Source organism: Streptomyces sp. AC512_CC834, assembly GCF_019049325.1.
Taxonomy (GTDB): Bacteria; Actinomycetota; Actinomycetes; order Streptomycetales; family Streptomycetaceae; genus Streptomyces.
Genome location: NZ_JAGMUO010000012.1, coordinates 23,804 through 41,640, shown reverse-complemented (window position 1 = coordinate 41,640; position 17,837 = coordinate 23,804). Strand labels below are relative to the sequence as shown.

General features: G+C 70.9%; 15 protein-coding genes and 1 tRNA gene. 9 read left to right on the top strand and 7 right to left on the bottom strand.

Translation table 11 applies throughout. The features are described 5' to 3' along the window. The first annotated feature begins 8 nt into the window (after window positions 1-8). Complete coding sequence (locus tag KUM40_RS03175; RefSeq protein WP_217162552.1) at window positions 9-902, top strand: DUF4429 domain-containing protein; 894 nt, start codon at window positions 9-11, stop codon at window positions 900-902. Window positions 903-950: 48 nt separating this feature from the next. On the opposite strand, the gene KUM40_RS03170 is transcribed toward KUM40_RS03175, so the two are convergent. Further along, window positions 951-2,513 carry a metallophosphoesterase family protein gene (locus KUM40_RS03170; RefSeq protein WP_217162550.1) on the bottom strand — a complete coding sequence of 521 codons (1,563 nt, stop codon included), beginning with the start codon at window positions 2,511-2,513 and terminating at the stop codon, window positions 951-953. Between the two features lie 165 nt (window positions 2,514-2,678). Here KUM40_RS03170 and KUM40_RS03165 point away from each other — a divergent pair, with 165 nt between their 5' ends. Both KUM40_RS03165 and glmS read left to right on the top strand, forming a co-directional pair. After that, window positions 2,679-2,936: a hypothetical protein gene (locus KUM40_RS03165; protein ID WP_217162640.1), complete on the top strand. Its 258-nt coding sequence runs from the start codon at window positions 2,679-2,681 to the stop codon at window positions 2,934-2,936. 48 nt (window positions 2,937-2,984) lie between these two features. Continuing rightward, window positions 2,985-4,802 carry a glutamine--fructose-6-phosphate transaminase (isomerizing) gene (glmS, locus tag KUM40_RS03160; protein WP_217162548.1) on the top strand — a complete coding sequence of 606 codons (1,818 nt, stop codon included), beginning with the start codon at window positions 2,985-2,987 and terminating at the stop codon, window positions 4,800-4,802. Between the two features lie 180 nt (window positions 4,803-4,982). Here the strand turns inward: glmS and KUM40_RS03155 are convergent, their stop codons facing one another. Next, window positions 4,983-5,549, bottom strand: a complete 567-nt coding sequence (locus KUM40_RS03155; protein WP_217162546.1) for a GPR1/FUN34/YaaH family transporter — start codon at window positions 5,547-5,549, stop codon at window positions 4,983-4,985. A 130-nt stretch (window positions 5,550-5,679) separates the two neighbouring features. Beyond that, window positions 5,680-6,207 (bottom strand): universal stress protein, encoded by a 528-nt coding sequence (locus KUM40_RS03150; protein ID WP_217162544.1) that lies wholly within the window; start codon window positions 6,205-6,207, stop codon window positions 5,680-5,682. Between the two features lie 296 nt (window positions 6,208-6,503). Between KUM40_RS03150 and KUM40_RS03145 the strand changes: the two genes are divergently transcribed. The 6 genes from KUM40_RS03145 to KUM40_RS03120 all read left to right on the top strand — a co-directional run bounded on the left by KUM40_RS03145 (window position 6,504) and on the right by KUM40_RS03120 (window position 12,451). After that, the gene (locus KUM40_RS03145) at window positions 6,504-6,914 is read left to right on the top strand and encodes a hypothetical protein (RefSeq protein ID WP_217162542.1); all 411 of its coding nucleotides are present in this window, start codon (window positions 6,504-6,506) and stop codon (window positions 6,912-6,914) included. A gap of 386 nt (window positions 6,915-7,300) precedes the next feature. Continuing rightward, the gene (locus KUM40_RS03140) at window positions 7,301-8,497 is read left to right on the top strand and encodes a helix-turn-helix domain-containing protein (RefSeq protein ID WP_217162539.1); all 1,197 of its coding nucleotides are present in this window, start codon (window positions 7,301-7,303) and stop codon (window positions 8,495-8,497) included. A 170-nt stretch (window positions 8,498-8,667) separates the two neighbouring features. Next, entirely contained in the window at window positions 8,668-9,270 is a 603-nt protein-coding gene (gene orn, locus KUM40_RS03135; protein WP_217162537.1) for an oligoribonuclease, read from the top strand. Between the two features lie 120 nt (window positions 9,271-9,390). After that, window positions 9,391-9,463 (top strand) — tRNA-His (locus KUM40_RS03130). Between the two features lie 157 nt (window positions 9,464-9,620). Continuing rightward, window positions 9,621-11,549, top strand: coding sequence for a stealth family protein (locus KUM40_RS03125; protein ID WP_217162535.1), 1,929 nt, complete (start codon window positions 9,621-9,623; stop codon window positions 11,547-11,549). Next, window positions 11,468-12,451 carry an FkbM family methyltransferase gene (locus KUM40_RS03120; RefSeq protein ID WP_217162534.1) on the top strand — a complete coding sequence of 328 codons (984 nt, stop codon included), beginning with the start codon at window positions 11,468-11,470 and terminating at the stop codon, window positions 12,449-12,451. Before KUM40_RS03125 ends, KUM40_RS03120 begins: the two co-directional genes overlap by 82 nt. 61 nt (window positions 12,452-12,512) lie before the next feature. Here the strand turns inward: KUM40_RS03120 and KUM40_RS03115 are convergent, their stop codons facing one another. From KUM40_RS03115 to KUM40_RS03100, 4 genes are all read right to left on the bottom strand, one after another. Next, the gene (locus tag KUM40_RS03115) at window positions 12,513-13,568 is read right to left on the bottom strand and encodes a LacI family DNA-binding transcriptional regulator (RefSeq protein ID WP_217162533.1); all 1,056 of its coding nucleotides are present in this window, start codon (window positions 13,566-13,568) and stop codon (window positions 12,513-12,515) included. Between the two features lie 176 nt (window positions 13,569-13,744). Continuing rightward, window positions 13,745-15,202: a GH1 family beta-glucosidase gene (locus KUM40_RS03110; RefSeq protein WP_217162532.1), complete on the bottom strand. Its 1,458-nt coding sequence runs from the start codon at window positions 15,200-15,202 to the stop codon at window positions 13,745-13,747. A gap of 318 nt (window positions 15,203-15,520) precedes the next feature. Continuing rightward, window positions 15,521-16,441 (bottom strand): carbohydrate ABC transporter permease, encoded by a 921-nt coding sequence (locus tag KUM40_RS03105; RefSeq protein ID WP_217162531.1) that lies wholly within the window; start codon window positions 16,439-16,441, stop codon window positions 15,521-15,523. A 13-nt stretch (window positions 16,442-16,454) separates the two neighbouring features. Then, the gene (locus KUM40_RS03100) at window positions 16,455-17,447 is read right to left on the bottom strand and encodes a carbohydrate ABC transporter permease (protein WP_217162530.1); all 993 of its coding nucleotides are present in this window, start codon (window positions 17,445-17,447) and stop codon (window positions 16,455-16,457) included. Window positions 17,448-17,837: the final 390 nt, after the last annotated feature.

Sequence of the window (17,837 nt, the reverse complement as noted above, 5' to 3'; positions counted from 1 at the left end):
ATCCCCGCATGGCGGAAATCATCCAGAAGGACGGAACGTGGGTCTTCGACGGCGACGCCCTGCGGTTGACACCCGGACGGGACAAGAACGTCAGTCTGCTCCGCAGAGAGCTGGGTGAACTGCTGGTGCCGCTCGCGGCGTTGGCGGGCATTTCGTTCGAGCAGGGCAAGAAGTCGGGGCGGCTCAGGCTCCGTCTGCGGGACGGCGCCGATCCGCTGCTGCACGCGACGGGCGGCCGGCTGACCGAGCCGCACGACCCGTATCAGCTCCTCGTGGAGTCCGACCGGTACGGCGTGGCCGAGTACTTCGTGGACGAGGTGCGCCACGCGCTGCTCCTCGACCAGGTCCCGTCCGGCCCGGTGGACGCCTATCTGCTGCCGGGCCCGTCCGTGCCGCTGTCGGTGTCGGCCGGGGACGGCGTCGCGAGCTTCGACGGGGAGCGGGTGCGGGTGGAGTGGAAGTGGCAGGCGGAGGACTCCAAGTCGGCCGCCGGGACGCGCACCCTCCCCCTCGCCGACATCGTCGCCGTGGAGTGGCAGCCGACGGTGGGCCTGGAGAACGGCCACCTGCGTTTCACCGTGCGGGGGGCGCCGACCAAGGCGCCGCCGAAGTACGACCCGAACGCCGTGGAGCTGTGGGGCTTCAAGAAGGATCCGCTGATGGCCCTGGTGGCGGCGGCCGTGCAGGTCCGCCTCCCGCACCCGGCCGCCCCAGCCGCCCTGGAGGACGCCGGTGGGGCCGAGGAGGCGCCCGCCCCGGCACCCGCACCCGCAGCAGCCGCCGAGGACGACCACGACGCGCTGCTGCGACGGCTGCGGGAGCTGGGCGAACTGCACCGCTCCGGGGTGCTGACGGACGAGGAGTTCACCCTGGCCAAGCAGGCGGTACTGAAGCGGATGTGACCGGCCGTCCGGCCGGACAGGCGCGCGTCCTGCCGGACCCGGCACCTCCTATCGGGCCCGGCGCGCCACCGTGAAGTGGTCGACCGTCTCCCCGGTCTCCGCGATGCCCCGCACCTTCAGGGTCGACAGCCGGCCCCGGGAGGCGGGCGTCACGTCCACGCGCAGGAAGGAGTAGTCGAGGTACCGGACCCGGGACCAGGCGACGGTCTCGCTCTGCCGCCCGCCGTCGACGGTCACGAAGGACGACACCGACTCGACGTCCTTCTCATGGCCCTCGTAGCTCTGCTCGGCGCTGAACGCGTACAGGCTCTTGCCGGCCGCACCCGCCGTGACGTAGACGACGCCGTCCGTCTCGGGGTGGGCGGTGCCGCCGACCGGCAGTTCCTTGGTGACCTCGCCGCCCTTGATGACGTCGGTGCGCTCGTAGACGTGGTTGTGCCCGTTGATGACCAGGTCGACGGTGTACTTCTCGAACAGCGGCACCCACGCGTCGCGGACGCCGCCCTCGGAGGCGTGGGCGGTGGAGGTGCAGTAGGCGCAGTGGTGGAAGAAGACGACGACGAAGTCGATGTCCCGGTCGGCCCGGTACTTCTTCAGCCACCGCTCCAGCCAGCGGGTCTGGGTGCCGCCGGAGATGCCGAGGTTGGCGGGGATCTCGAAGGAGATGTCGTTGGCGTCGAGGGAGATGACGGCGGTGTTGCCGTGGACGAAGGTGTAGACGCCGGGGAGGTTGTCGGCGTCGGGGCCGTTGTCGGGCAGTTCCCAGCGGGCCTGTTCGCCGCCGTAGCCGTTGGGTGAGTACCACGCTTCCATGTCGTGGTTGCCGTACGCCACCATCCACGGGACCTGCTTGGCGACCGACTCGGTCTGGTACAGGAACTGGTCCCACACCCGCGAGTCGAAGCCGGTGTCGGAGGTCTTGCCCTGTCCGGCCGGGTCGCCGTAGGCGATGTCGCCGGCGTGCAGGTGGAAGGCCGGGTTCTGGGCGAGGATCAGGGCGTCGTTGGCGAGGCCGTGGTAGCTGACGCCCTGGTCGCCGAAGGCGGTGAAGGTGAACGGTTCGGAGCGCGAGGGCGCGGTGGTGAAGGTGCCGAGGGTGCCGGCGAGGTGCGGCTCGGCCGGGTCGAAGCCGGCGTGGCCGACCCCGTAGTAGTAGGTGCGGCCGGGCTTGAGGCGGGTCAGCCTGGCGTGCATGTAGTACTGCGTGTGGTCGCCGCTCGCGCCGACACCGGCCGGGGTGTGCAGCGGGCGCGGCTCGGCGTCGATCCTGTGGGAGAGGTCCCAGGGGTGGGCGCCGACGCGGATGAATGGCCTGTGCACCGCGACCGGGACCTGCCAGGAGACGGTCATCTCGGTGCGCGGGTCGTTGCCGTAGGCGAGGTGGCGGCCGAAGGGGGCGACCAGGGCGCCGTCGACCGTGCCGGTGCCGCCCGGCCGCCGGTTCGGGGTGGCGGCCTGCGCGGTGGCGCCCGGCACGAACGCTCCGCCCGCCACGGCACCGAGCGTGACCGCGCCGCCCCTGATCATCGTGCGCCGGGAGAACCTGGCGCGCAGGTATGCGTGCTGTTCGGCCATGCTCATGCGCTCGGCCAGCCGCTCGGGAACGCCCATGCGAGGAATGTCCATGGCGTCTGAAACTCGTCTCCTCAGGCAACGAAATTCCAGCCACAAGATAGACAGGGCACGAACAGCCCCTCATGAGAGTTTCAACAGCTACCTGCCCGAAATCGGGCAGGATTCTTGCGTAGCCCTCTCCCGTACTCCAGGATCTACCGGGTGCACGACGAACTCGTTGATCATCTGACGCGGTCCACCCCGCTGAGCCGGGGCGAGGCGCTGCGCGTGATCCAGGACGTGCTCGCCTACTTCGACGAGACGACCGAGGAATACGTCCGTCGCCGCCACCGCGAGCTCCAGGCCCAGGGCCTGGTGAACGCGACGATCTTCGAACGGATCGAGGCGGAACTGAAATACCGGGCGGTCGCACCGGCGGAGCTGTCGCTCCGTCAACTGCGCCGCATCGTCTACGGCTGAATCGTCTACGGCTGAGAAGCCGAAGAAGGACACGAGGTTTACGTATACATGTGCGGAATCGTCGGATACATCGGCAAGCGCGACGTCGCGCCCCTGCTCCTCGAAGGCCTCCAGCGCCTGGAGTACCGCGGCTACGACTCGGCGGGCATCGTCGTCACCTCCCCGAAGGCGGCCGGCCTCAGGATGGTCAAGGCCAAGGGCCGGGTGCGCGACCTGGAGGCCAAGGTCCCCGCGCGCTTCAAGGGCACCACCGGCATCGCCCACACCCGCTGGGCCACCCACGGCGCCCCCTCCGACGTGAACGCCCACCCGCACATGTCGGCCGACAACAAGGTCGCCGTCGTCCACAACGGCATCATCGACAACGCCGCCGACCTGCGCCGCAAACTGGAGGCGGACGGCGTCGAGTTCCTCTCCGAGACCGACACCGAGGTCCTCGTCCACCTCATCGCCCGCTCCGAGGCCGTCAAGCTCGAGGACAAGGTCCGCGAGATCCTCCGGCTGATCGAGGGCACGTACGGCATCGCCGTCATGCACGCCGACTTCCCCGAGCGCATCGTCGTCGCCCGCAACGGCTCGCCGGTCGTCCTCGGCATCGGCGAGAAGGAGATGTTCGTCGCCTCCGACATCGCCGCGCTGGTCGCCCACACCCGGCAGATAGTCACGCTCGACGACGGCGAGATGGCCACCCTCAAGGCCGACGACTTCCGCACCTACACCACCGAGGGCACCCGGACCACGTCCGAGCCCACCACCGTGGAGTGGGAGGCCGCCTCCTACGACATGGGCGGCCACGACACCTACATGCACAAGGAGATCCACGAGCAGGCGGAGGCCGTGGACCGCGTGCTGCGCGGCCGGATCGACGACCGCTTCTCCACCGTGCACCTCGGCGGCCTCAACCTGGACGCCCGCGACGCGCGTGCCGTGCGCCGCGTGAAGATCCTCGGCTGCGGCACCTCGTACCACGCGGGCCAGATCGGCGCCCAGATGATCGAGGAGCTGGCCCGCATCCCCGCCGACGCCGAGCCGGCCTCCGAGTTCCGCTACCGCAACGCGGTCGTCGACCCCGACACCCTGTACATCGCCGTCTCCCAGTCCGGTGAGACCTACGACGTGCTGGCCGCCGTCCAGGAGCTGAAGCGCAAGGGCGCCCGGGTCCTCGGCGTCGTCAACGTCGTCGGCTCGGCGATCGCCCGCGAGGCCGACGGCGGCATGTACGTGCACGCCGGGCCCGAGGTCTGCGTCGTCTCCACCAAGTGCTTCACCAACACCTGCGTCGCCTTCGCGCTGCTCGCCCTGCACCTGGGCCGCACCCGTGACCTGTCCGTGCGGGACGGCAAGCGGATCATCGAGGGGCTGCGCAGGCTGCCCGCGCAGATCTCCGAGATGCTGGGGCAGGAGGAGGACATCAAGAAGCTGGCCGCCCGGTACGCCGAGGCCCGCTCGATGCTCTTCATCGGCCGCGTCCGGGGCTACCCGGTCGCCCGCGAGGCCTCCCTGAAGCTCAAGGAGGTCTCCTACATCCACGCCGAGGCCTACCCGGCCTCCGAGCTGAAGCACGGCCCGCTCGCCCTGATCGAGCCCGCCCTGCCGACGGTCGCGATCGTGCCGGACGACGACCTGCTGGAGAAGAACCGCGCGGCCATGGAGGAGATCAAGGCCCGCAGCGGCCAGATCCTCGCCGTCGCCCACCAGGAGCAGGAGAAGGCCGACCACACCGTCGTCGTCCCGAAGAACGAGGACGAACTCGACCCCATCCTCATGGGCATCCCCCTCCAACTCCTCGCCTACCACACGGCCCTGGCCCTCGGCCGCGACATCGACAAGCCGAGGAACCTCGCCAAGTCGGTAACGGTGGAGTAGCGCCCGAAGGGGCGCGGGGGCTGCATCGATGTGCGGCTCCGCCGCGTGGGCGCGAGTAACCCCCACCCACCAGCACAGGCGACACAACAGGCGACACAACCGAACGGACCCCCACGTGTGCCACCAAACACGGGGGGTCCGTTCCAATGCCGGGGGCTGCCCAACCCCCAGCCTGCGCAGCTACCCGGCGGCCGTCATCCGCCGGCCCGCCGCGCGTCGCGAGACATCCGTCGGCCAGTGGGCGAGCACCGCGGTCGCCGCGTACCAGGCGACCGCCCCCGCCGCGACGGCGAACCATCCGCCGGCCCTGCCCAGCACCTCGCTGTCCGCGAAGACACCGAGGGCGAGCAGCAGCAGGGACACGAAGAACAACCCGTACGTGCCCTGCCCGAGCGTGTCACCGCCGGCGAACGTGAGGGAGAGGGCGACGAGGGCGAACAGCAGCAGGAAGAGTCCCGCCGCGTTTGCGGAGACCTGGTTGTCGGCGGAGACGGCCCAGGTGAACCAGAGCGCGCCGAGCACGACGAAGGCCGTACCGGAGGCGGTGTCCTTCTCGCGCAGCGCCAGCAGGCCGGCGACGAAGAGCGCGATGCCGCCGACGTACTGGGCGACGGTCACGGCGTCGGCCGCCGTCACCTGGTCGATCACGCCGGTGTGGCCGATGCCGAAGGCCAGCAGGGTGATGCCGAGGGCGAGTCGGCCGACGATGGTGGTGGTGGTGCTTCCCGCAGAGACGTCATTGTCCACGGCGGGCTCCCTTCATGCATGTGCGGTGGTGCGGTGAAACTTATATGCCCTTCACAAGGGCACAAACACCTCTACGCGTCGGTAGCTTCACGCTGCATGAGCAACAGGGAGACCCAGGCCGCCGGGACCGCTACGGGATGACCACCACGGGCCGCTTCGCCCGCTTGGCGAGCCGGCCGGCGACGGAGCCGAAGAGGCGGCCCACCAGGCCGTGACTGGAGCCGACGACGATGGCGTCCGCCTCGTACTCCCGCCCCACCTCTTCGAGTTCGTGGCAGATGTCGCCGCCTCGCTCGACCAGGATCCAGGGCACCTCGGTGAGGTAGTCCGCGCACGCCAGCTCCAGACCGAGCACCTCGGTGCGGTGGTCGGGCACATCGACGAAGACCGGGGGTTCGCAGCCGGCCCACACCGTGGTGGGCAGCCGGTTGGCGACATGCACGATGACCAGGCCGGAGCCCAGCCGGGAGGCCATGCCGATGGCATAGGCGAGGGCGCGCTCGCTGGAGGTGGAGCCGTCGAAGCCGACGACGACGCCGTGCTTGAAGGCTGGGTCGCACGACTGGCGTGGCTCTTCGGCCGCCAGGGGCTCGGCCGCCGCAGGTTCGGCGACGGGCCGCTTGCGGTCCGCGGGTTCGAAGTATTCGTGACCGGCCATGGCTGTCTCGGCGTTTTTATCCTCTATGAGGGGACAACAGTGTGCGGCGGAGCTGCGTGTCCGGGAATGGTCTTCCCAACCCCATACCCCCAAGGGTACGGCGGCACGCCTCCTTCGCCCAGATCCCGCGAAGGTCCGCCGCGGGCTCACCGGAGCATGCCCGAGGGGGCGCCCGTAACGCAATGGTTGCTGCGCTGTACAGGCGGTTTGCACAGGATTCAACAGTCCGTGACCGGTCGTGACCCCCGCGCCGGGCGGGCGTTGATCTCCATGCCGCCACCCCCAGGGAGCCCCGCGTGTCCGGACCGTACCGTCCCGCCGAGCCGACGTCCGGCACACCCGACCGCCGCCCCGGCCCGACCGAGCGCGCCGGCCCTGCCGCGCCCGCCCGGGACGGCGTCACCGACCTCGTCCGCTGGGCGGCGTTCAGTTGCTTCCTCGTCCCGGTCGCACTCCTCTGGTACGGCGCCTCGTTCGCGGGCACGGCCGGTACGGCGCTCGGGCTGGCCGTCGTCACCGGCGTCTGCCGCCTGCTGTTGCGGCGTTCGCAGCGCGTCGCGGGCCGGCCGCGACACCGGAACCGTGCGGTGCGGGACCGGGCGGTGCGGGACCGCGGCCGCGCGGTGCGCGGGGGGCGTCGGCGCAGGGCCAGAACGCCGGCCCGTGGGGGCGGGCGGCATGCTGGGGAAAACACACCGGTCGACTGACCGGTTTCCGCGCACAGTTCCGCTTCTTTTCAGCCAACTTCCGCCGGTGGCGCATCACTACCCCTCACCACCCCCCAACCCCCGTTCCACCTGCACGGAAAGGGTCTCGGGGCCCCCTCGCACCCTACGGGGATTGGCCACTGACACAAGGCGCACTTCCCAGGGGCGCCCCGGAGTGCAACGCTTCGTGATCGACTGCTTCACGCCAAGTTGCCATGTCGACAATGTCCCAAGTGCCGAACCGGCCACCTCGGCGCGACGGGACACAGTAGATTCGATCTTGACTGTCTACGGCGGGGGACTCGTGCAGGACCGAGGGGAAACGTGTTGGAGCGAGATACCCGAAGGGTAGAGGGAGCCGCGACCACCGAGGGGGGCTTAGCAGCATGAGCCACGACTCCACTGCCGCGCCGGAAGCCGCTGCGGCCCGGAAGCTCTCCGGGCGACGCCGCAAGGAGATCGTCGCGGTGCTGCTGTTCAGCGGCGGCCCCATCTTCGAGAGTTCCATACCGCTGTCGGTGTTCGGGATCGACCGCCAGGACGCCGGCGTGCCGCGCTACCGACTACTGGTGTGCGGCGGTGAGGAAGGCCCGCTGCGGACCACGGGGGGCCTGGAACTCACCGCGCCGCAGGGCCTGGAGGCGATCTCGCGCGCCGGCACGGTCGTCGTACCGGCCTGGCGCTCGATCACCTCACCGCCGCCGGAGGACGCACTGGACGCGCTGCGCCGCGCGCACGAGGAAGGTGCCCGCATCGTCGGCCTGTGCACCGGCGCGTTCGTACTCGCGGCGGCCGGCCTCCTGGACGGCCGTCCCGCCACCACGCACTGGATGTACGCGCCGACGCTGGCCAAGCGCTATCCGTCGGTGCACGTGGATCCGCGCGAGCTGTTCGTGGACGACGGCGACGTGCTGACGTCCGCGGGCACCGCGGCCGGGATCGACCTGTGCCTGCACATCGTGCGCACGGACCACGGCAACGAGGCGGCCGGCGCGCTGGCCCGCCGCCTGGTCGTACCGCCGCGCCGGACCGGCGGACAGGAGCGCTACCTCGACAGGTCTTTACCTGAGGAGATCGGTGCCGACCCGCTCGCCGAGGTCGTCGCCTGGGCGCTGGAGCACCTCCACGAGCAGTTCGACGTGGAGACGCTGGCCGCGCGCGCCTACATGAGCCGCCGCACCTTCGACCGCCGGTTCCGCTCACTGACGGGCAGCGCCCCGCTCCAGTGGCTGATCACCCAGCGGGTGCTCCAGGCGCAGCGCCTGCTGGAGACGTCGGACTACTCGGTGGACGAGGTCGCGGGCCGCTGCGGCTTCCGCTCGCCGGTGGCGCTGCGCGGTCACTTCCGCCGCCAGCTCGGCTCGTCCCCGGCCGCCTACCGGGCGGCCTACCGGGCACGCCGTCCCCAGAGCGACCGGCAGCCGGACCCGGACGCGGGAGCCTCCCGGGCTCCGGCCCCGGCCCCGGCGGAGGCACCGGCCGCCCTCCCCCCGGAGAACGCGGTCCCGTTCCAGACCCGCCGCACGGCAGCCCCGATGCCGGCGGGCGCGGCGACCGTGCCGGGGCAGCGCAGCGCGCCATGAGGTAGGAGACGCAACGCTCACAACGCCGGACGGGCACACTCAGCCCGTCCGGCGTTTGAGGACGAGGCCCGTTCAGGGCTGAAGCGGGGGCCTGGGGGCGGCAGCCCCCAGCAAGGCCGGCACAGACGCCGGGGACCACATAAACAGGCGCCCACCGTAAAGTGGCCCGCATGAACGATCGCATGGTGTGGATCGACTGCGAGATGACCGGCCTCTCGCTGTCCGACGACGCGCTCATCGAGGTTGCCGCCCTCGTCACCGACTCCGAGCTGAACATCCTCGGCGACGGTGTCGACATCGTCATCCGCCCGCCGGAGCGGGCCCTGGAGACGATGCCGGAGGTGGTGCGTCAGATGCACACCGCGTCCGGCCTGCTCGCGGAGCTGGACGGCGGCACGACCCTGGCGGACGCCGAGGCCCAGGTCCTGGCGTATGTGCGGGAGCACGTGAAGGAGCCCGGCAAGGCCCCCCTGTGCGGCAACTCGGTCGGCACCGACCGCGGCTTCCTGCTGCGGGACATGCAGACGCTGGAGGACTACCTCCACTACCGGATCGTCGACGTCTCCTCGATCAAGGAGCTGGCCCGCCGCTGGTACCCCCGGGCGTACTTCAACAGCCCCGAGAAGAACGGCAACCACCGCGCGCTCGCCGACATCCGCGAGTCCATCGCCGAGCTGCGCTACTACCGGGAGGCGGTCTTCGTCCCGCAGCCCGGCCCCGACTCCGACACCGCCAAGGCGATCGCCGCGAAGCACGTCGTCTCCGCCGGGTAGGCGCGGGCCGCCGGGGAAACGGCGCCCCGAAAAGCCGGGCGCGAGCACCCCTTCGGACCCTGTACACTTTTTCTCAGCCGGTCGGGGACCCCGCCACGCGGGATTCGAGCACCGGCCTTGGTGGGTGTAGCTCAGTTGGTAGAGCACCTGGTTGTGGTCCAGGTGGCCGCGGGTTCAAGTCCCGTCACTCACCCTCTCCAAAGAGGCCGATGACCTGTAAGAAACGGGTCATCGGCCTCTTTCGTCGCGTCCGTGACATTAGGACAATCGGGCCGTTTCTTCCTTTATCCGATATTCGCCCGACGGGCAAGTGCATAGACACCTGGACGAGACGGACCAGGAGTGTGCCCATGACCATCGACGTTCCGGCGCAGGCCGATGCGCACCGCGCCCTACAGCTTCAGACCCCGCCGCCGGCCCTGATGCTCAGGACCTATCGCAGGCTGGCGCCCCTGCGGATGCGCAGGGCCGTGCGGGCCTGGTTCGGTGTGGAGCGGTGGGAGAGGCTGCGGCAGCGGCTGGAGAGACCGGCGGCCCTGATGCGCGAGGCGCGGCACCGTCGGCTGTGCGCGCGCCTGACGCGCCGGGGCCTGCTGCGGGACGGCGAACGGGTGCCCGTGCAGACCGCCGGAGGGACCCGCGTCGCGCTGGTGCAAGAGGGCGTGACGCCCCTTCTGGCCCGGGAGCACAATCTGCGACTGGTGCTGCGCACGCTGGCAGAGGCGGGCGTGGACCACTTCGTCGTGCGCAACACCGCGAGCGCCTCCTCCGCCGTGGGGATCAGCTCCGAAGACCGGGCGGCGGCCGAGAGCGCACTGGTCGCCATGGGCGCGGACGTGCCGGCGTACGTCATGCGGACGGGTGGATCCGGGCCGGCCCGGGACCGGGGTGCGGAACCGGCCGGCTCTCCGCGTTCCTGGCGCCGGGCCGCCGACCGGAAGATCATCCGCGTCTTCTGCTATCTGACCGACGGCACTGCACCCGACGGCGCACCCGGCACGGTGCTCGGCTCGGGCCACGGCTGCGACATCGAGGTCTGGCGACCGTCCGAGGAGGGCGCCGAACTCGTGGCGCCGCGCCACAACCGTACCTGCGAACGGGTCTGCCGCGAGGCACCCGCGGTCGAGGTCCCCGGTCGCCGCTTCACCCGGCTCGCGTCCGAGTACACCCGGCCGCAGCCCGCCCCCGTACGCACCCGGCGCGAGTTCGCCGAGCCGGTGCCCGACGACATCCACTTCCCCGTCGACGCCGTCTACACCTGGGTCGACGGCTCCGACCCCGCATGGCAGCGGCGCCGCGCGGCGGTCGCGGGCGAGCCGTACCACCCGCAGGCCGCCAACACCGCCCGCTATCTCAGCCGTGACGAGCTGCGCTACTCGCTGCGCTCGCTGCACCTGTACGCCCCCTGGATCCGGCACGTCTATCTCGTCACCGACCAGCAGGTGCCCACCTGGCTGAACACCGCACACCCCCGGCTCACGGTCGTCGACCACCGGGAGATCTTCACGGACCCCGCCATGCTCCCGACGTTCAACTCGCACGCCATCGAGAGCCGGCTGCATCACATCGAGGGGCTCTCCGAGCAGTTCCTCTACTTCAACGACGACGTCTTCCTCGGGCGCCCCACCTTGCCGCAGCAGTTCTTCCTGGCCAACGGCATCAGCAGGTTCTTCCTCTCGAAGGCGATGCTGCCGCCGGTGGGAAGTGTGGGCACGGACGACGTACCGGTCTCCGCCGCGGGCCTCACCAACCGACGGCTCCTTCAGGCCCGCTTCGGCACCAGCATCACCCAGAAGATGAAGCACACACCGTGCGCGCTGCGGCGCAGTGTGCTGGCCGAGATCGAACAGGTCTTCGCGGAGGACCACCGGCGCACCGCCGCCCACGTCTTCCGCAGCGCGGACGACATCTCGATCACCAACTCGCTGCACCACTACTACGCGTTCCACACGGGCCGGGCCGTGCCCGGGAACATCCGCTACGACTACATCGACATCTCCCGGCCCGGCATCGCCCCGCGGCTGCGCCGTCTGCTGGCCTCCAGATCGAATGTCGCCTTCTGCCTCAACGACACGGTGACCTGCGACGCCGAGGGACACACCAACGTGGAACTCGTGCAGCGCTTCCTGGACGGCTACTTCCCCTCCGCCAGTCCCTTCGAGCACCAGCCCGACCACAAGGAAGCGCTCCCCCTGCCATGCCTCTCGCCATCAGGCTCCCCCACCATCCCGGCGTCCTCGAGGCCGAGGGCTCCTATCCACGCGCGCTCAACGTCCTGAGCCGCAAGCAGACCGCCGTACAGCGGCAACTGCGCCGATCGGGTCTGGCGGGGTACGAACCCGTGACCCAGGCGACGCTGCTGGCCCTGGCGCAGCAGGCGCCGCCGGGCAGCGCGGTGTACGACGTCGGCGCGCACATCGGGCTCTACGCGGCACTGATCGACGCGGTGTACGGCCGCCGGCTGTCGGTGCACGCCTTCGAACCGACACCGGACACGGCACACATCTGCCGGAACATCCGTCGGCACAACGGCCTGGGCTTCGAGCTGATCACCTCGGCGGTCTCCGACACACCGGGCACCGGCGAGCTCTGCCTGTCCCTGAAGGGCGAGTCCTCCAACTCCCTCAACGCCGCGCATCGCAGGCACACCGAGACCGTGAGCGTGCCGGTCACCACACTGGACGCGTTCACCGCGAAACGGTCGGCCCGGCCGCACCTCGTCAAGATCGATGTGGAGACGCTCGAGGGCCAGGTGCTGGCGGGCGCGCTGGAGACGGTGCGCCGGCACCGGCCCTGGATCGTGCTGGAGATCCTGCCCGGCTCCGACCACGACGCCCTGGGCCGGGCGCTGGATGTGCTCACCGAGCTGGGGTACGGACTGCATCTCCTCCAGCCGGAGAGCCCGTGGCCCAGCAGAGACCGCGGTGACTACCGCCCGCACGTGGGCAGTCAGTGCCGCGACTGGCTGCTCGCGCCCGCGCCGCTCACGTACGACTTCCACCACGCGGTACGCACCTGGCTCAGGGCCGTCCTGGCGTGCGACGAGAGCACCAACCTGACCGTCCCCGCCGGTGCCTCCTTCCCCCACGGCTGGAACGCCCCGTACGGGTACGCCCCTGATGGGCCGGACGAGCGGTTGAAGCGGCGGCGGGGTCTGTTCTCTCTGGGCCGGGCGGGGTGAGCCGGGCGGAGTGAACCGGGCCGGGTAGGCCGGGCGGGGTGAGCCTGCCGGCCCCGCAACGTCACGACGACGCCCGCTCCACCAGTTCCGTCGCCAGTACCACCTGGTGCCGCTCCAGCCCCCGCGAGGCCGCCGGGCGGCGGTCCGCGATCTCGGTCAGCAGGAGGTCTATCATCGCGCGGCCCATCTCCTCGATGGGCTGGCGGACACTGGTCAGCGGCGGATCGAGGTGGCGGGCGATGGCCGAGTCGTCGTAGCCGACCAGCGCCACGTCGTCCGGGATGCGCCGGCCCGCCTCGCGCAGGGCCTGGCGGGCACCCGCCGCGGTGACGTCCGAGGCGGCGAAGACCGCGTCCACGTCGGAACGGCGGCGCAGCAGCTCCACCATCGCGCGGTGCCCGCCCTCCTCGGTGAAGTCCCCGGCTTCGATCAGCCCCTCGTCCGGTTCGTGGCCCGCGTCGCGCAGCGCCTCGCGGTAGCCGTCGACGCGCCGCTGGGCGCCGTAGACGTCGAGGTGGCCGGTGATGTGGGCTATCCGGCGGCGCCCCCGGGACAGCAGGTGCTCGACGGCCGAGCGGGCGCCGCCGTAGTTGTCCGAGTCCACCGAGGCCAGCGGCTCCGCGGCCGAGCGCGGGCCGCTGATCACCGCGGGGATCTCCAGCTCGGTCAGCAGGTCGGGCAGCGGATCGTCGGCGTGCACCGAGACCAGCAGGACGCCGTCCACCCGGTGGGCGGCCAGGTACTGGGCGAGCCGCTCCCGCTCCCGGTCGCTGCCCGCGAAGATCAGCAGTAGCTGCATCTCGGTGTCGGACAGCTCGGAGCCGACACCCTTCAGCATGTCCGAGAAGTACGGCTCCGCGAAGAAGCGGGTCTCCGGTTCCGGCACCACCAGGGCGATCGCGTCCGTGCGGTTGGCGGCCAGGGCACGGGCCGCCGTGTTCGGGACGTAGCCGAGTTCCGCGACCGCCGCCTCGACGGCCGCACGGGTCGCGTCGCTGACCCGGGGCGAGCCGTTGATCACCCGGGAGACCGTGCCGCGACCCACGCCCGCCCGGGCGGCGACCTCCTCCAGGGTCGGGCGTCCGGCGCCCCGGCTCCGCCCACCGCTGACCACCATGGTCGCCGCCTTCCCCTCAGAGCTGTCTGGTCAGGAATGTAACAGCCACGGGCGTGCACTCCCCGTCCCCGTCGCCCCCATGAGACGGGAGCCGGGACCGGGGAGGCGGAGGGAAGGGCCGGGGGAAGGCCGAGGCGAGGCCGAGGCGGAGGGGAGGCCGGTGAGGCGCGGGTGTCCTACCTCGCTCCGTCGGCGGCCGGCAGCGCGTTGCGCCGGATCACGTCGGCGTACCAGTGGGCGCTCGCCTTGGGGATGCGGCGCTGGGTGGAGTAGTCGACGTAGACGGCACCGAATCGCTTCGAATAGCCGTAGGACCACTCGAAGTTGTCCAGCAGGGACCACAGGAAGTAGCCGCGGACGTCCGCCCCGTCGGCGACCGCCCGGCGGACGGCGTCCAGGTGGGAGTGCAGGTAGGCGATCCGCAGGGGGTCGTTGACCAGGCCCTCCGGGGAGATGTAGTCGTCGAAGGCGGCGCCGTTCTCGGTGACCATCAGCGGCAGGCCCGGGTGCGACTTCGCCAGGCCGGTCAGCAGGGTGTGCAGCCCGTCGGCGTCGATGGCCCAGTTCATCGCCGTGAGGTTGTCGTTGGCGAGGTGGAAGGCGACGTCGTCGGAGCCCGTCCACGGGGAGTGGTCGCTGGCGCCGTGCCCGTCGTTGCCGGTGCTGCCGGAGCCGTCGGCGGGCAGCGAGACCACGGTCGGCGCGTAGTAGTTGACGCCGAGCACGTCGATGGGGCGGGAGATCTCGGCCAGGTCGCCGTCGTGCACAAGGGCGCCCCAGTCGACGAGGTGCCCGGTGTCGGCGAGCAGGTCCTCGGGGTAGGCGCCGTCCAGGATGGGCCCCGTGAAGATCCGGTTGCCGACCGCGTCGATACGGCGGGCCGCGTCGGCGTCCTCGGGACTGCCGGTGAGGGGGCGCACCTGGTGGAGGTTGAGGGTGATGGAGGTCTGCGCGGTCGCCGGCAGCACCGAGCGGAGCGCGCCGATCCCCTTGCCGTGGGCCAGGTTGAGGTGGTGGGCGGCGCGCAGGGTGGCGGCCGGGTCGGTGCGGCCCGGGGCGTGGACGCCGGAGCCGTAGCCCAGGAAGGCGCTGCACCACGGCTCGTTGAGGGTGGTCCACACGCCGACGCGGTCGCCCAGCGCACGGCCCATGATGCCGGCGTACTCGGCGAAGCGGTCGGCGGTGTCGCGGTGCGGCCAGCCGCCCGCGTCCTCGAGCTCCTGGGGCAGGTCCCAGTGGTAGAGGGTGGCGACCGGCGTGATGCCCGCCTCCAGGAGGTCGTCGACGAGCCGCCGGTAGAAGTCCAGACCGCGCTCGACGGCGGGTCCGCGGCCGGTCGGCTGGACCCGGGACCAGGAGACGGAGAAGCGGTACGCCTGGAGGCCCAGGTCCTTCATCAGTGCCACGTCGTCGCGGTACCGGTGGTAGTGGTCGGCGGCGATGTCACCGGTGTCGCCGTTGCGGACCTTGCCGGGGGTGTGGCTGAAGGTGTCCCAGATGGAGGGCGTGCGGCCGTCCTCGGCGGCGGCGCCCTCCACCTGGTAGGCGGCGGTTGCGGTGCCCCAGACGAAGCCCGTCGGGAACGAGGTGTCGAAGGCCGACCGGGCGGTGGTCTCGGGTCGTACGGCGGTCATGGTGAGAACGCTCCCAAATGACGTGGGGAAGGACCGGACGGCAGGGTCCGGCCGTGCGGGACGGCGGGTGGCGCCGAAGGCCGGGTGGCTCGGGAAGCCGGGTGGCGCGGAAAGGCGAAGCGGAAAGGTAAACGGCTCGGGAAGGCGGACGGCGCGGGAAGGCGGACGGCGCGCGGTGGGTGCCGCCCTCACCGGCAGGGCCCGCGGACGAGGCGGGCTCTGCCGGTGACGGCCGGAGCGGAACGGGGTGGCGGCCGGGCACTCCCGGTGGCGGCCCGGCGCTCCGCGGTGGCGGCCCGGCGCTCCGCGGCGGCCGGGTCAGCCCTTGACGGCGCCCGCCATGATGCCTCCGACGATCTGCTTGCCGAAGATCACGAAGACCAGCAGCAACGGCAGGGTGCTGATCAGTGCTCCGGCCATGACGATGCTCTGGTCGGGGGTGTAGGAGGCGCTGAGCTGGCCGAGCGCGACCTGGAGGGTGGGGTTCTCCTGGGTCAGGGCGAGGAAGGGCCAGAAGAAGTCGTTCCAGGCCTGTACGAAGGTGAGCATGCCGAGCACCATCATCGCGGGCCGTGCCACGGGCAGGACGACGGCCCACACGATGCGGAGGTTGCTCGCCCCGTCCACCTTGGCCGCCTCGATGAGTTCGTAGGGCAGGGCCTCGATCAGGTACTGGCGCATGAAGAAGACACCGAAGGCGCCGACCAGGGTCGGGAAGATCACCGACTCCAGTTGTCCGCCCCAGCCGATGTCCGACATCATCATGAACAGCGGCACGACGCTGAGCTGCGGCGGGATGGTGAGGGTGGCGATGACCGCGGTCATCAGCGCGCCACGGCCGCGGAAGCGCATCTTGGCGAAGGCGTAGCCGGCCAGCGTGCAGAAGAACAGCGTGGCCGCGGTGATGCTCGTGGACACGATGATGCTGTTGACGATGGCCTTGCCGAGGTTGGCCTGTTCCCAGGCCGCTTCGAGGTTGCTCCACAGTCTGCCGCCCGGGATGAACGGCGGTGGGCTGTCGAGGACGCGCTGCTGGTCGTGCGAGGCGGCCACCAGGGTCCAGTACAGCGGGAAGAGGGACCCCAGGCCGACGACGATCAGTGCGAGGTAGGTGTAGGGGCCGCCCTTCATCTGCTGGCCGGCGCCGATCTTGAGGCGGCCGCGGCCCTTGGCGGTGGGTGCGGGAGGCGGGGTCGCCGCGGGGCTCGACGGGATCTTGGTGGGACTGGTCGTGGTCATCGTGTCGCTCCCGTCAGGCCGCGCTCTTGCGCACGTACCGGCTGACGATCCAGTTGATCAGGGCGATGAGCAGCAGCAGAACGAGCATGGCCCAGGCCACGGCCGCGGCCGGGCCGAGGTGCCCCAGCTTCCAGCCGTAGTTGTAGAGGTAGATGCTGAGCGTCTCGTACTGGTGCTCACTGCCGCCGACGGAACCGAGCGTGCCGCCCTGCAGCAGCAGCGGCTCACCGAACAGTTGCATGGAGCCGATGGTCGAGATGACGATCGTGAACAGGATCGTCGGCCGCAGCGAGGGGATGGTCACCTTGAGGAACTGCTGCCAGCGCGACGCGCCGTCGATGGAGGCCGCCTCGTACAGGTCGCTCGGCACGGCCTGCATGGCCGCCAGGTAGATCAGGGCGTTGTAGCCGGTCCAGCGCCAGATCACCATGACCGCGATGGCGAACTTGGACGACCAGTGCCCGTTGCCCCAGTCGAGGCCGTCGATTCCGACGAGGCTCAGCACCCAGTTGAGGAGGCCGCCGTCGGCCCGGAAGACCAGGGCGAAGACGAGGGCCGCGGTCGCCACCGAGGTGGCGTACGGGGTGAGGATCACCGTGCGCCAGAAGGTGCTGGCGCGCAGCTTGTAGTTGAGCAGGTGGGCCAGGCCGAGCGCGACCAGCAACTGCGGGACGGTCGAGATGACGCCGATGATGAAGGTGTTGGAAACGGCCGTCCAGAACTCGGAGTCCTGGAGGATGGTGGTGAAGTTCTCCAGGCCCACCCATTCGGACTGGTCGAGCGTGGTCATCTCCACCCGGTGCAGGGCGATCCAGCCGGTGTAGAGGAGCGGGTAGAGCCCGAAAGCACCGAAGACGAGGAAGAAGGGGGCTATGTACGCGTACGGCGACGCCTTGTCGTCGAAGCGCCACAGCCGCGTTCGCCACCGGCTGGGTGCTTTGGACGCGGCGCCCGGGCCGCCGGCGGGCGGCTTGTGGGCACCCCGTGTGGGGGTTGTCGTTGCCACGGAGGGAGTCCTTCCCTGGGAGGTCTGGCCGGGTAGGGGCGGGAGGCGGGCGGCCGGGCCGGACGCCCGTCCCGCCGTTCCCTCCCTGCGCGGATCGGAACGCTGTCGAGCGGCCCGCGCGGCGGCTTGAGGTACGTGTGACGGTCTGAGGTGAGTCTGAGGTGAGGGTGAGTACGGGACCCCGGTCGGGCGGATCGGGCTGCTTCGCCAGTGCGGTCCGGTCACGGCCGCCGGCCCTCGTCAGGGAGGACTGTACGAGGACCGGTGCCCGTACGGCGAGAGTCCCGCCGGACCGGACACCGGGAACCGGGGCGAGTGTGCCGCGGTCGTGGAGCGGCCCGTCGTGGAGCAGCCCGCCGCACACGGCCGGGCCTGCGCACCCCCGCACCC